Here is a 13,646-nt window from a genome sequence, read left to right as displayed (position 1 = left end):
GAGCGGGACGCTGCGGCCCTAACCTTGCTCAAAGACAGAGGAGGCGAAGATGCCCATTGATGTCGCCATCATCGGCGGAGGCCCGGCTGGGCTGTCCGCTGCCATCGGCGCTGCCGCCGAGGGCCTTGAGGTCGTCGTCCTTGTCAGCGAGATCGGCGGCCAGGCCGGAACCTCGAGCCGCATCGAGAACTACATGGGGTTCCCCGGTGGTATCTCCGGGCCGGCTCTCGCCGGTCGCGCGCGTCGTCAGGCCCTCAAGTTCGGGGCGACCTTCATCACCTGTCGGGTGGTCGAGGTCGACTTCATCGACGACTGCTTCCACATCCTGACGGCTTCCGGGTCGATCATCCGGGCGCGGTCTGTGATCGTCGCCTCCGGCGCGCAGTACCGACGGCTTGATCCCTCCACCGATTTCGCTCGGTTCGAGGGCAAGGGCGTCCACTATGCCTGCACGCCGAGCGAGGTCCGCCGCAAGTGCCGGTGCGATGACGTGGTCGTGATCGGCGGGGGCAACTCCGCCGGACAGGCTGCCATGTTCCTGTCGGGTAAGGCCCGGCACGTCCACCTCCTCGTCCGCAAGGATAGCCTTCGCGAGACCATGTCGGTCTACCTTCTCGACCGCATCGAGCGTACGCCGAACATCACGGTCCACTACGGATGCGAGACGGAAATCATCGGTGGCGCCGATCAGGTCGAGACGGTCACCTTCCGGAACCGCAAGACCGACCATCGGACGATCCTGCCGGTCAGTGACATCTACGTGATGATCGGGGCAACGCCCAACTGCGGCTTCATCCACGGGCTCTGCCAGGTGGATGACCACGGGTTCATCGTGACCGACGATTTCTTCCAGACCTCCATGCCGCGGCTCTACGCGGTCGGCGATGTCCGGGCTGGGTCCGTCAAGCGAGTCGCTAACGCGGCCGGTGAAGGCGCGACGTCGATCAAGTGGCTCTGGCAGGCGCTCCACACGCCCAAGCTTGAGACTGCCTAAACCTCAGGAGGGTTCAATGCCGAACATCCTTCACACGCTCTCGGTCTGTCGGGAGCGCATCCATCACCATTCCGAGGCCTGGGCCGGACGTATTCATCTCGTCTATTTCGCGGCGGTCGCTGTCGAGGGACACGGGGTCTACGGCTGGGCCGCCCTAGTGTGCCTCGGGGTCGGCCTCGCGGCCGAGTCGACGGGAGCCTCCAATGCGCGGTGAGCTCGTCGTCTTTGTCAGCTACCTGATCCTGCTCGCCGGGATCGCGGTCGCCATGCACGCCATGAAGCGGAGGCAGAAATGAGGATCGCAGATCGAACTTATCTGGCTGCGTGCCGTGTCCATCGGCCGACCACGCATGGCCATTATCTGGGCGTGAAGGTCGCCGTGACGGGCTGCGTTCTGGCCGCCTTGCTCGCCCCCGAGGGTATCCAACTCCCTCTCGCCGTCGGCGCCAACTTCCTCTGGATTTGGCTCGAGCCCTGAGTTCTCCGTGGCAGGAGCGAGCCGTCTGTTGAGCACTCGCTCCGGGCGGCCCTTTGCCCATCAGTTGCAGAAAGGAGCCTATCATGGCGATCTATGACGTTGAAGTCCCCACCTACCTCCGGGTCCGCATTGAGGCGGGCAGCGAGGAGGCCGCGCGCTCCGGCGCCGAGACCTTTGTCGAGGAGATTTCGACCCATCCGATGATACACGGGAGTCTTCCGGTCGGACCCGAGACCTTCGTCGTTGAGACCCAGCTCCTCACGCTGGACGACACCGAGGACGCCGAACCTGACATCTATCCGGTCTCTCTGATGGATGCATAAAAGCCACGGAGGACCGCAGAATTTTCAGCGGTTGCGGGGTGCGATCTTGCAATGTAGGAAATTTCTTAGTCAGTTCTCCTCTTGTTCCACTACGGGCGAGTCGTTGACTTGTCCCGGTAGCGTGACTATCCTTCTCTAGGGGTTGTCACGTTGCAATGACAGCGAGTAGGAGTTATCTATGATGATGACGGGGCGGGATCACCGCGATAAGGAGACCCACTATGACGGCGGAAACGGCAATGGCCGCGCGCCAAGCGACAGGGGCCACGATGAAGACTTCAAGAAGCTCGCTGAACAGACACGTCGGCGAATTGGCCGGGTCCTCGGCCTTCCTGATGTACCTAGCTGATGCCGGCAATGCCCGGCTCAGCCTCAGCCAAGCCGCCTTCTTCTTTCTGGCGGCGACCGGCGCGATCCGCGGGGTTCCCTTGACGCTCTTCCAGATCATGGAAGGCGCCGGCTCGGATGCCCTCGCGAGAAGCGTGAAGAACACCTACAAGGTGTTCCTCGAGCCCTCGCCGCGGAACCCCAACGGTCTCGGTTGGCTGACCCGTGAGATCAACCCGGATGACGAGCGCGAGAAGCTCTTCACCCTGACGCCGAAAGGCGAGGAAGTGGTGCGCGCTGCGCTCCTGGCGATGGCGCCCCTCGACCGGGCCAATGCGTGAGGTGGCGATAACGCTTCCGCTGGACGTGGTCGAGCGGCTCATTGAGCTCGCGACCCAGGTCGCGATCCCTGGAGAGAGCGATATAGTCCTAATTGATCTTGCCGAGCGCGAGGTCGCTCAAATCAAGGATATGCTCAATGGCAGCGCCTCAGCTCAAGACTAAGCCTTCAGGCATCCATTACTGGGAGTTTCTCGACGAGACCGGCGCACGCCGCCGGGTCTCAACGAACACCCGCGACCTCGCCAAGGCGAGGGCGATGGGAAAGGACATCGTGCTCGGGATCGCTCCTCAGACGTCGACTCAACGGTCACGTTCCGGGGACGGTACGGTTACCATGCAGAACCTTTTCGACCGCGCTGAGAAGACCGTGTGGGCGCCGGGCGAAGCCAAGAGCCAAGGGACCATCCGGTCTAACCTGAAAATCCTAGGCCGCCTCATTGGTCACGAGGTAGTCTCCGCGATGAACTACTCCCGCCTGGAACGGCTGGTCGAGGAACTTCGCGCGATGGGCTATGCTCCCGGCACGATCAAGCGCAAGATGGACATGGTCTCCAAGGCGCTCCGGATGGCGACCATCTGGACCGACGACAAGGGCCGCCCGCTGCTGGTCGCTAAGCCGACCATGCCGGCGATCCGCGTGGCTAACCTGAAGGACCGCATCCTCGAGCGCGATGAGGAGCTCGCTGTGTTCCTCGCCATCGAGAAGCGACGGACCGAGGAGCCCGGCCGCCAGTGGTGGCGCTTCGAGCGGCTCATCCGGTTCCTGCTGGATACCGGGGCGCGCCTCGGAGAAGCCCTCGGGATCGGCCCGGACGACATCACGGACCTCAACGGTCGCCGCTACGTCACCTTCGCCCGCTACAGGACGAAGAATGACAAGCCCCGCACGCTCCCGCTGACCGCGGCGGTGAGCGAAGGGCTCGACGAGCTCGGCCGACAGCTCGCCCAGCGGAAGGGTGCTTGGCGCTACTTCCCGATCTCCGAGGGGACCGCATGGTACATGTGGGACAACATCCGGGAGGACGTGAAGGCCGCCGGGTTCAGCATCGACGACGTCACGCTTCACACGCTGCGGCATACGTGCCTGACGCGCCTCGCCCAGGGCGGGATGGGCCTGCTCCAGCTTCAGCAATGGGCCGGCCACTCGGACCCGAAGATCACTGCGGACCGCTACGTCCACCTTCGGCCGAACGATCTCGTTGGCGGGCTGGACATTCTCGAGTCGTCGAATGGCGGAACCGCGCCAATTCGAGCGTCCGATCCCGACAGTCCCGCTAACGTGACTTTCACGGATACCGGTGCTAAGCGCGCCAATCCCGGCACATCCTATCTCAACTAAGTGATTGGTTTTGCACGAGAATAGTGGCGGAGCGGGAGGGATTCGAACCCTCGATACGCTTTTGGCGTATACTCACTTTCCAGGCGAGCGCCTTCGACCACTCGGCCACCGCTCCGCACCGCTGGAAGCGCGCTGCCTAGAGATTTGCCGGTCGCTGCGCAAGCGCGTTGCACAGGCGCGCTTGGCGTGACAGCTTGGGGCAATGCTGACCCTCATCCTCGCGCTCGCGCTTCAGACCCCGGCACCCGCCCCTGCTCCAATGCCCTCCGATCCGATCGCGGCGGACTGGCGCGACATTCCGGCGGATGAGCTGCTGGTGATGACGTTGGGCGACGGCAAGCAGGTAGTGATCCGCCTCGCCCCGCGTTACGCGCCGGTCCATGTCGCCAATATCCGCAAGCTGGCGACGGCGGGCTGGTGGGACGCGGCGCGCGTCTATCGCGTCCACGACAATTATGTCGTGCAATGGGGCGATCCGACCGAGAAGAAGCCGCTGCCTGCTGGTGTCATCGCCCAACCGCCGGCCGAATATGACTGGCCGCGTTACGACGCGGTGACGCGACTGACCCGCACCGATCCCTATTCGACCGCCACCGGGCACAGCGCCGATGGCTGGCCGCTCGCGACCAACGGCACGGTCGCGTGGATCCCGCATTGCTATGCCATGGTCGGCGTCGCGCGCGACCTGGCCCCCAGCACGGGCAGCGGGGGCGACCTCTACGCCGTGATCGGGCATGGCCCCCGCCATCTCGACCGCAATATCGCGATCGTCGGACGGGTGCTGGAAGGGATCGAGCATTTGTCGGCGCTGCCCCGCGGGACCGAGGGCGGGCTCGGCCTCTACAAGGAGGCGAGCCAGCATGTGCCGTTCATACGCGGGCGACTCGCCAGCGACCTGCCCGAAAGCGAGCGCCCGCGCTTTCAGTATCGCGCCGCCGACAACCCGCGCTTTGTGGCCTGGGTCAAGGCACGCGAAAACCGTCAACCGCCCTTTTTCAACCTGCCCTCGGGCGGCGCGGATATCTGCAACGTCATGCCGCCGGTGCGCCGGGCGGAGTAGAAGCTATTTTCCGACCCAGTCGGCGACCTCTCCCGCCACGCGGTTCGCCGCCTGATTGAGCGCAGCCCCCGCAGCAGCCGGGACGATTTCCGCCAGCGGCACCCGTGCCTCGAACCGGCGCTTTTCGAACGTCAGCGCGGGGCGTGTGCCCTCAGCTGCGGCCCGGCGGTCGCGCACCAACGTCGCCTCGTAGACCACCACCGCTTCGTTCGTATCCGCGTCGATGCCGAACTGGCGCAGCTCTCCGCCCAGCCGCGCGCCGGGGTCCGACAGCGATTGACGCATGCCGAGCACGACGCGCCCGGTTCGCACCGAGATCGTATCGCCGAGCATGCGCGCGAACATGCGGTTGGGTGCCTCCACCCATTGCGCATCCTTGAGATAGGCGACCGCAGTATCGCCGCTGCGCACAGGTACGCGGGTCACCGCAAGCTCCTGCGGCACCGACGGGACCGCGACGGCGATCGAGCGCGTCGTCGCGGAACTCACCGTCTGGCCGGTCGGCATCGTGGCGTCCGCCTCCAGCTTGAGCAGCGAGGGCGGCGGTTCGGCTCCGAACTTGATGCACCCGCCGAGCGGGAGTGCGGCGAGCAGGACGGGGGCGAGGAGGAGCTTGCGCATCATCGGGCTCACTTCTTCTTGGGGTCGTAGTCGGGCAGCTTGGGCGATCCGATCAGCGATCCGGCTCCCTCGCGGTCGATCTTTTCGGCAACCGAGGCCAGCGCCGCCGTCATCTGGCGCAGATCCTGGATCAGCTGGTTGATCTCGGGCAACGTTCTGGTCGTGACCTCGTCGATCCCGCCATCGGCCTTGCCCAACGTGCGTTCCAGCGCCTTCATGCTCTTGTCAGCCGACTCGATCGCCTTGCGGAAATCCTTCATCGCCGGCCCCACCTCGTCACCCAGCACGCGGTCGGTGGTCCCGGCAAGGTTGCCGATCTGCTCGGCCGCCACGCCCGCCTTGGCGACCGTGGTGCGCAGTTCGGCGAGTGTCGCGCGCATATCGGGGGCGCCCTTGGCCAGCTCGCCGGTCAGCCGCTCGGTATTGGCGAGGATGCCGCTGATCGACGCCTGGTTGCGGTCGGACAGCAGCTCGGTCAGCCGCTCGGTCAGTGTCGACAGACGCTCCAGCAGACGCGGCGCGGAGTTGAGCAGCGCGCCAAGACCACCCTGTTTGGTCGGGATCACTGGCACGCCGAGCGGACAGACGCTGCGCGGGTTGGCATCGGGGCAGACGATCGGCGGCGCATCCTTGACCGCGCCATCGAGCTGGATCCGGCTAACCCCGGTGAATCCGACGCCCTGGATCGTTGCGGTCGTGCCCTGAAGGATCGGCACGTCGCTGTTCACCGCGATGCGGACGCGCACCAGGCTGGGGTCTGGCTTGAACAGCCCGATTTCCCGCACCTGTCCCGCCGGCACGCCCGAAAACGCGACTTCCGACCCCTTGTTCAGCCCATCGACCGCCTGCTTGAAGAAGATGTCATATTCCTTCTCGCTGGTCGTGTTGACGCGGGCGAGCCAGACGGTGAACAGGGCCAGTACGGCGAGCAGGATCAGCACGACCGCGCCGACCAGCACATGGTTTGAGCGTGTTTCCATCCTAAGTCCCCATGGCCCCGGCGCGTTCTGCGCTCGCCACCGCCGCGCGTCCGCGCGGTCCGTTGAAATATTCCTGGATCCACGGATGGTCCAAAGCGAGCAGCTCGTCGATCGTTCCCACCGCGATCACCCGCTTGTCGGCCAGCACCGCGACCCGGTCACAGATCGCGTAGAGCGTATCTAGGTCATGGGTGATGAGAAACACCGTCAGGCCCAATGTCTGCTGCAGCGAGCGTGTGAGTTCGTCGAATGCGGCCGCTCCAATCGGGTCAAGCCCCGCGGTCGGCTCGTCGAGAAACAGCAGTTCGGGATCGAGCGCGAGGCTGCGCGACAGGCCCGCGCGCTTCTTCATCCCGCCCGAAAGTTCGGCGGGATATTTGGGGGCCGGCATTTGGGGGCAGTCCGGTCATGACCACCTTGTACGCCGCAATTTCAGCGAGCAGCTGCTGGTCGAGCTGGGGGTAGAATTCCTTGAGCGGAACCTGGACATTCTCGGCCACGGTCAGCGTCGAGAACAGCGCGCCGCCCTGAAACAGCACGCCCCAGCGACGGCGAATCTCGATCGCCTGCTGTTCATCGGCATCGAGCACCGATTCGCCAAACACATGGACCTCGCCCGCGTCTGGCTGTTGCAGCCCGATGATCGACCGCATCAGCACCGATTTGCCGGTACCCGACCCACCGACTACCCCGAGAATCTCGCCGCGCCGCACATCGAGGTCGAGATTGTCGTGGACAGTTTGCTCGCCAAAGCTGTTGCGCAGGCCGCGCACGCGGATGATCGCCTCTTCATCGTCGAATGTCGGGGCGGTCATCAGTTCCACCCCACTTCGGTGAAGAACACCGCGAAAAAGGCGTCGAGCACGATGACGAGGAAGATCGCCTGAACCACGGCGGTGGTGGTGCGCATGCCGACCTGCTCGGCATCGCTTTCCACCTGCATCCCCTGATAGCAGCCGGCGATGGCGATGATCGCACCGAACACCGGCGCCTTGACCAGGCCGACATAAAGGTCGGTGATCGGTACCACTTCGCGCAGCCGCTGAACAAAGGTGATCGGCGGAATGTCGAGCGCGATCCAGCACAGCAGTCCGCCGCCGATCATGCCAAGCAGCGAGGCGTAGAAGCCGAGCAATGGCAGCATCAGCACCGCCGCGATCACGCGCGGCAGCACCAGCGCCTCCATCGGGTTGACCCCGATGGTGCGCATCGCGTCAATCTCTTCGGTCAGCTTCATCGTGCCGAGCTGCGCCGCAAAGGCCGAGCCCGAGCGGCCGGCGACCATGATCGCGGTCATCAAGATGCCGAGTTCGCGCAGGGTGATCCGGCCGACCAGGTTGATCGTGAACACTTCGGCCCCGAACTGGCGCAGCTGCACCGCGCCCTGTTGCGCGATGACGATGCCGATCAGGAAGCTCATCAACCCGATGATGCCGAGCGCGGAGACGCCGACCACTTCGAACCGGTGGACGGTCGCGTGATAGCGAAAGCGGCGCGGGTTCGCGATCACGCGTCCCGCCGCGACGGCAGTCGCACCCATGAAGCCCAGCAGGCCGTACATGGTCTGGAACGCCTGGACGACCGCCTCGCCGATCTCCGCGAGCAGCTGCGCGAATGCGCCCATCGGCTTGGGCGGGCCTTCGATCGGGTGGTCCGCCTGGGCGACGTGGTCGAACAGCAATTGCTGATTGGCGTCGAGCCCGGTCACCTGCGCATCATGGTCGCGCGCGAAGCGGTGGATCAGCCAGGCGCCGACCGTATCGATCCGCTCGATCCCGCGCATGTCGAGCGTGCGCACATCGCCTTCGACCGCACCGAGCCGGGTCGGAAGATCGCCGATGCTGCGCAACGACAGGTTGCCGCTGAACCGCAGCGCTCCCTCGGCCGTGTCATGCTGGAAATCGGCTGGCGCGCTCATCGCAACCATCCATCGTTGATTCGGGCTGGAACGGCAAGCACCTGCAGGTAGAGGATAAGATATGGACCGAACCAATTGCGGACGGTCAGGAAAGGTTCCGATGCGCCGCCTCGCCATTTACGACATGGACAAGACGATCACCCGGCGCGCGACCTGGACGCCGTTCCTGATTCATGCGGCGAAAACGCGCGCGCCGTGGCGGCTGGCGCTGCTGCCGCTCGCCGGGCTGGCGAGTCTTGCCTATCTGGCCAAGGCGATCGACCGCGCACGGCTGAAGGAGATCACCCACCGCCTGATGATCGGCCGCGCGATCCCGCCCGCGGACCTGATGGCGGTGGCGGAGACCTTTGCCGACGATATGGCGAGCACCAATCTGTTCGCCGACGCCCGCGCCCGGGTCGAGGCGGATCGCGCGGCGGGGTGGGAGCCGGTACTGGCGACCGCGAGCCATGGCTATTACGCTGAGGCGATCGCCGCGCGGCTGCACGTCGGCACGGTGATTGCCACGGCCGCGCGGCGCGATGCCGACGGTAATGTGCTGGCGGGGCTTGAGGGCGAGAATTGCTACGGCCCGGCCAAATTGCGTCTGATCGAAGCGTGGATGGCGCGCGAGGGGATCGCGCGGGAGGACGTTCGCGTGCGCTTCTACAGCGACCATGTCTCCGACGCGCCGGTTCTGGAATGGGCGGACGAGCCGTTCGCGGTGAATGCGCATGGCCCGCTGCGAAAGTTGGCGGCGGCGAAGGGATGGGCGGTGCTGGACTGGGAGGGGTAGCCCCAAAACTCTCTCCCGCCAGGGGGATGTTTGGGGTGCCTTACAACACAATGTGCAATGTGTGCAGCGTCAGCCCGACCAGGCCCCCCACCAGCGTCCCGTTGATGCGGATATATTGCAGGTCCTTGCCCACCGCATTTTCGAGCCGCCCGGTGATCGTCCGTGCGTCCCAGCCGCGCACCGTGTCCGACACCAGTCGGACGATGCCGTCGCCATAGTCGGCGGCGGTACCGACAGCGGCGCGGCGGACGAAGCGGTTGATCATGTGGCTGAGGCGCGGGTCGCTCTGCAGCGTCTGCCCAAGCTGGCGCAGCGCGTCGCCCAGCTTGCCGGTCAGCGCCGCATCGGGATCGCGCGCGACGCGGAGCAAAGCCGCGCGGCCCTGTTCCCACATGCCGTCGATCCAGCGGGCGAGCGCCGGATTGTCGAGCATTTCAGCCTTGAATTCCTCGACCCGCATTCGCGTCGGGATGTCGAACTGAAGGTCGAAGGCGAGCTTCTCGAGCCCCTCCTCCACCTTGGCGCGCAGCGGGTGACCGGGATCCTCGGCGACATCCGACACCAGCTTGTACAGCCCGTCGATGATCGCATTGGCGAGCGTCTCGTCGAGCCCGGTCCAGCGCATGATCGATCCCGCACGCTCGTGCACCATCTTGCGGATCAGCGCCTCGTTCTGATCGATGATCTTCGCCAGCCAGCGCAGCATCCCGTCCATCAGCGGCAGATGCCGCCCCTCCGCGATCGCAGCGCCCAGTGCCTGGCCGAGCAGCGGAGCAATGTCCGTCTGGCGCAGACGATTGCCTACCGCGCCCTTGATCAGACCGCCGAGTTGATCCTTGTCCAGCGATTCGAGCATCGATGCCGCCATGCGCGATGCGCCGCGGCGCAGCCTGCCCGAACTCTCCGGCGGCTGGGCAAGCCAGCGGCCGGCAGCTCCCGCGACATCGATATTGTGCATCCGCCGCGCGACGACGCGCGGGATCAGGAAATTGTCGCGCAGGAAATTGGCCAGCGTGGTGGCGATCCGGTCCTTGTTGCGCGGAATGATCGCGGTGTGCGGGATCGGCACGCCCAGCGGGTGGCGGAACAGCGCGGTGACCGCGAACCAGTCGGCAAGGCCGCCGACCATCGCCGCCTCGGCAAAAGCGCGGATGAAACCCGCCACGGTGTAGTCGGGCTCGTAGCTGCGCGCGACGAAATAAACGAACGCCATGGCCACCAGCAGTCCGGTGGCGAGAATGCGCATCCGCCTCAGGCCGGGCGGGACGGGGTCACGGTCGCGAATCACTGGACCAGAAAGCACGCGGATCGTCGGGTTCATACCCGTAACAATCCGCGTGCCCTGTTTTGGTTCACTCGGCGGGCTCCGGACCCTCGGTTCCGCGATGTCCGATCCGGCCGCCGGGCTGATGGTCGATCGCCGCCGGGCCGTAGGGCTTGTCCTCATCGCCCGGAGTGTAGGTGAGCAGACGGCGGCGCAGACGTGGCCCCATCCACCGTTCCACACCGATCGCCAGACTGAAGCTTGCCGGTACGATCAGCAGCGTCAGGATGGTCGACAGGATCAGTCCGCCGATCACCGTGATGCCCATCGGCGCGCGCCACGAGCTGTCCCCGGTCAGCGAAATGGCCGTCGGCACCATGCCCGCGACCATCGCCACCGTGGTCATCACGATCGGCTGGGCACGCTTGTGCCCGGCGTCGGCGATGGCGGTGAGCTTGTCGACGCCCTTCTCCATCTCTTCCAGCGCGAAATCGATCAGCAGGATCGAGTTCTTGGCGACGATGCCGAGCAGCATGAGGAGACCGATGAACACCGGCATCGAGATCGGCTGGCCAGCGATCATCAGCGCGAGCAGTCCGCCGAGCGGCGCGAGCAGGAGCGAGCCCATGTTCACCAGTGGCGACATGAACCGGCGATAGAGCAGCACCAGCACCGCGAAGACGAGGAAGACGCCGGCGACCACCGCGACGATGAAGTTCTGGATCATCTCCGCCTGCCACTTGGCCTGGCCGACGGTCAGCTTGCCGACGCCGAGCGGAAGATTCTTCATCGTGGGCAGTTGATTGATCTGCGCCATCGCGTCGCCGCTGACCACGCCGGGAGCGAGGTCCGCACCGATCATGATGCGGCGCTGCTTGTTGATCCGGTCGATCCGGGTCGGACCCGCGCCAAATCCGATATCGGCGACCAGGCTGAGCGGCACCGAACCGCCCGACTGGGTCGCGACCGGCAGGTTCTGGATCGTCGAAAGCTTGGCACGGGCGTCTTCGTCAAGCGCCACGCGAATCGGGATCTGGCGGTCGGAGAGCGAAAATCGCGCGCTGTTCTGGTCGATATCGCCCAGCGTGGCGATGCGGATCGCGCTCGACAACGCGGCCGTGGTCACGCCCATATCGGCAGCCAGGTCCATGCGCGGACGGATGACGATTTCAGGCCGCTTGAGGTCGCCGGTGACGCGGGGGGCGACGACCGTCTTGAGCTTCTCCATCTCCTCCACGATCTTCTGCGCCGTCGCCTGGAGCAGCGCGGGATCCTCACCGCCCAGCGTGATCGTCAACGCACGGCCCGATCCGCCCCAGCCCTGCTGGTTGCGGAATGACACGCGGGCGTCGGGGATCTTTGCCAGTTCCGGGGTCAGTCGCCGTTCGAACTCGTCGCTCTTGAACGGCCGCTCCTCGGCCAGCATCGCGGTGACACGGCCATTGGCGACAAAGGCACGCGAATAGGTGTTGTCGACACCCTCCTGCTTCGCGAGCAGGTCGCGGACGCGATTGACCACCAATTTGGTCTGCTCATGCGTCGTGCCGGGGACCATTTCGATGGTCGCCGTAACCGCGTCCTGATCCTGGTTCGGCTGGAACGTCATCGGCAGCGCGGTGAAGCACCAGATGGTCAGGGCGAAGGACGCCAGCCCGCCCACCACCGCCGACCAGCGGTGGCGCAGCGTCCAGTGAAGGATTTTCATATACTGATCCATCATCCACCCTTCGCCATGGGTGGCGTGGCCCTTCGCCTTCAGGAAATAGGCGGCGATCATCGGCGTCAGCAGACGCGCGACGGCAAGGCTCATCAGCACGGCGGCGACGACGGTCAGGCCGAAATTCTTGAAGAACTGGCCAGAAATGCCCGGCATCATGCCGACGGGCAGGAACACCGCGACGATCGACATGGTGGTCGCAACCACCGCGACGCCGATCTCGTCCGCCGCGTCGATCGACGCCTGGTAGGCGGTTTTCCCCATCCGCATGTGGCGGACGATATTCTCGATCTCCACGATGGCATCGTCGACCAGCACGCCCGCCACCAGACTGAGCGCGAGCAACGTCATCTGATTGAGGTTGAAGCCGAGCAGCTCCATGAAGAAGAAGGTCGGGATCGCCGACAGGGGAATTGCCAGCGCCGATATGAACGTCGCGCGCCAGTCCCGCAGGAACAGGAACACCACGACCACGGCGAGCGCCGCACCCTCGATCAGCGCCCACAGCGCCGATTCATACTGATCCTTCGCGTATTTGGTGTTGTTGAACAACACCTCGAACTTCACCTTCGGGTTGCGCTCCTGCAGCGCCTTTAGCTTCTGCTCCGCTTCGGCGAAGACCGACACGTCGGACGCACCCTTGCCGCGCTTGATGTCGAAGGCGAGCACCTGTTGCCCGTTCCATTCGGCCGAGCTGCGGATTTCCGCATAGCGGTCGCGGACATCGGCGATATCGGCGAGGCGCACGGTGCGCCCGCCGCCGATCGCGATCTGGGTCTGGCCGAGCTGATAGGCATTGGCCGCGTTACCCAGCACGCGCACCGACTGTTCGGTTCCCGCAATTTCGGCGCGACCGCCCGCAGCGTTCAGGTTCACCTGACGCAGCTGCTGGTTCACCTGGCTCGCGGTCAGACCATAGGACTGGACCTTCGCCGGATCGAGGATCACGCGAATTTCGCGGTTGACGCCCCCGATCCGTTCGACCGCGGTCAGACCGGGAACCGACAACAGCTCTTTCGACACCGCATTATCGACATACCAGCTCAGCTCTTCCAGCGTCATGTCGGTGGTGATCGCGGTAAAGCTGGCGATGTCATTGTCGGTGGTGTTGGCGCGGAACACCTGCGGCTCGAGGATGCCGTCGGGCAGATCGCTGCGGATCTGGTTTACCGCCTCGCGCACGTCCTGGACGGCGCGATCGATCGGCGTCCCGATGTCGAGCTGGATGACGGTCTGCGAGCTGCCTTCCTGAACCGTCGACTCGATCTGGTCGATGCCCTGCAGCGCGCGCACCGCCGATTCGACGCGCTGGGTGACCTGCGTCTCGAGTTCGGTAGGGGCGGCGCCCGGCTGGCTGATGACGACGATCGCGATCGGAAAGTCGATGTCCGGATCGTTGTTCACGTCCATCCGCGCGAAGCTGACAAAGCCGGCGATGGTCAGCGCGATGAACAGGACGATCGGCGGAACCGGGTTCCGGATCGACCAGGCGGAGATGTTGCGCATGT

The 13,646-nt window shown here is 65.2% G+C and carries 14 protein-coding genes, 1 tRNA gene and 1 pseudogene; 9 read left to right on the top strand and 7 right to left on the bottom strand.

Annotation, left to right across the window (positions count from 1 at the left end; genetic code table 11):
- Positions 1 to 49 precede the first annotated feature (49 nt).
- The 7 genes from LRS12_RS08080 (at position 50) to LRS12_RS08050 (ending at position 3,803) form a co-directional block, all read left to right on the top strand.
- Positions 50 to 994: an NAD(P)/FAD-dependent oxidoreductase gene (locus LRS12_RS08080; protein WP_257844114.1), complete on the top strand. Its 945-nt coding sequence runs from the start codon at positions 50 to 52 to the stop codon at positions 992 to 994.
- A gap of 16 nt (positions 995 to 1,010) precedes the next feature.
- Positions 1,011 to 1,208, top strand: coding sequence for a hypothetical protein (locus LRS12_RS08075; RefSeq protein WP_257844113.1), 198 nt, complete (start codon positions 1,011 to 1,013; stop codon positions 1,206 to 1,208).
- Positions 1,209 to 1,286: 78 nt separating this feature from the next.
- The gene (locus tag LRS12_RS08070; RefSeq protein ID WP_257844112.1) at positions 1,287 to 1,472 is read left to right on the top strand and encodes a hypothetical protein; all 186 of its coding nucleotides are present in this window, start codon (positions 1,287 to 1,289) and stop codon (positions 1,470 to 1,472) included.
- An 83-nt stretch (positions 1,473 to 1,555) separates the two neighbouring features.
- Complete coding sequence (locus LRS12_RS08065) at positions 1,556 to 1,795, top strand: hypothetical protein (RefSeq protein WP_257844111.1); 240 nt, start codon at positions 1,556 to 1,558, stop codon at positions 1,793 to 1,795.
- A 221-nt stretch (positions 1,796 to 2,016) separates the two neighbouring features.
- Entirely contained in the window at positions 2,017 to 2,463 is a 447-nt protein-coding gene (locus LRS12_RS08060; RefSeq protein WP_257844110.1) for a hypothetical protein, read from the top strand.
- On the top strand, positions 2,456 to 2,626 hold the full coding sequence (locus LRS12_RS08055) for a hypothetical protein (protein ID WP_257844109.1): 171 nt from the start codon (positions 2,456 to 2,458) through the stop codon (positions 2,624 to 2,626). Before LRS12_RS08060 ends, LRS12_RS08055 begins: the two co-directional genes overlap by 8 nt.
- The gene (locus tag LRS12_RS08050; protein ID WP_257844108.1) at positions 2,601 to 3,803 is read left to right on the top strand and encodes a site-specific integrase; all 1,203 of its coding nucleotides are present in this window, start codon (positions 2,601 to 2,603) and stop codon (positions 3,801 to 3,803) included. Before LRS12_RS08055 ends, LRS12_RS08050 begins: the two co-directional genes overlap by 26 nt.
- A gap of 24 nt (positions 3,804 to 3,827) precedes the next feature.
- On the opposite strand, the gene LRS12_RS08045 is transcribed toward LRS12_RS08050, so the two are convergent.
- Positions 3,828 to 3,918: transfer RNA gene (locus tag LRS12_RS08045), tRNA-Ser, on the bottom strand.
- Positions 3,919 to 4,005: 87 nt separating this feature from the next.
- On the opposite strand from LRS12_RS08045, the gene LRS12_RS08040 reads away from it, so the two are divergent.
- Positions 4,006 to 4,863, top strand: coding sequence for a peptidylprolyl isomerase (locus LRS12_RS08040; protein ID WP_257844106.1), 858 nt, complete (start codon positions 4,006 to 4,008; stop codon positions 4,861 to 4,863).
- A 3-nt stretch (positions 4,864 to 4,866) separates the two neighbouring features.
- Here the strand turns inward: LRS12_RS08040 and LRS12_RS08035 are convergent, their stop codons facing one another.
- The 4 genes and pseudogenes from LRS12_RS08035 to LRS12_RS08020 all read right to left on the bottom strand — a co-directional run bounded on the left by LRS12_RS08035 (position 4,867) and on the right by LRS12_RS08020 (position 8,382).
- The gene (locus tag LRS12_RS08035; RefSeq protein ID WP_308222990.1) at positions 4,867 to 5,484 is read right to left on the bottom strand and encodes an ABC-type transport auxiliary lipoprotein family protein; all 618 of its coding nucleotides are present in this window, start codon (positions 5,482 to 5,484) and stop codon (positions 4,867 to 4,869) included.
- Between the two features lie 8 nt (positions 5,485 to 5,492).
- Positions 5,493 to 6,464, bottom strand: a complete 972-nt coding sequence (locus LRS12_RS08030) for an MlaD family protein (protein WP_257844105.1) — start codon at positions 6,462 to 6,464, stop codon at positions 5,493 to 5,495.
- 1 nt (position 6,465) lies between these two features.
- Positions 6,466 to 7,279, bottom strand: a pseudogene (locus LRS12_RS08025) (ABC transporter ATP-binding protein).
- Positions 7,279 to 8,382, bottom strand: a complete 1,104-nt coding sequence (locus tag LRS12_RS08020) for an ABC transporter permease (RefSeq protein WP_257844104.1) — start codon at positions 8,380 to 8,382, stop codon at positions 7,279 to 7,281. Before LRS12_RS08020 ends, LRS12_RS08025 begins: the two are co-directional and overlap by 1 nt.
- Positions 8,383 to 8,482: 100 nt before the next feature.
- Here LRS12_RS08020 and LRS12_RS08015 point away from each other — a divergent pair, with 100 nt between their 5' ends.
- Entirely contained in the window at positions 8,483 to 9,157 is a 675-nt protein-coding gene (locus LRS12_RS08015) for an HAD family phosphatase (protein WP_257844103.1), read from the top strand.
- 40 nt (positions 9,158 to 9,197) lie between these two features.
- Here the strand turns inward: LRS12_RS08015 and LRS12_RS08010 are convergent, their stop codons facing one another.
- On the bottom strand, positions 9,198 to 10,403 hold the full coding sequence (locus LRS12_RS08010; RefSeq protein ID WP_257845467.1) for a DUF445 domain-containing protein: 1,206 nt from the start codon (positions 10,401 to 10,403) through the stop codon (positions 9,198 to 9,200).
- Between the two features lie 106 nt (positions 10,404 to 10,509).
- Positions 10,510 to 13,644, bottom strand: a complete 3,135-nt coding sequence (locus LRS12_RS08005) for an efflux RND transporter permease subunit (RefSeq protein WP_257844102.1) — start codon at positions 13,642 to 13,644, stop codon at positions 10,510 to 10,512.
- Positions 13,645 to 13,646 lie beyond the last annotated feature (2 nt).

Source organism: Sphingomonas sp. J344 (assembly GCF_024700005.1).
Taxonomy (GTDB): Bacteria; Pseudomonadota; Alphaproteobacteria; order Sphingomonadales; family Sphingomonadaceae; genus Sphingomonas.
The sequence above is the reverse complement of the archived record's forward strand: the minus strand, read 5'-3'. Positions and strand labels throughout refer to the sequence as shown.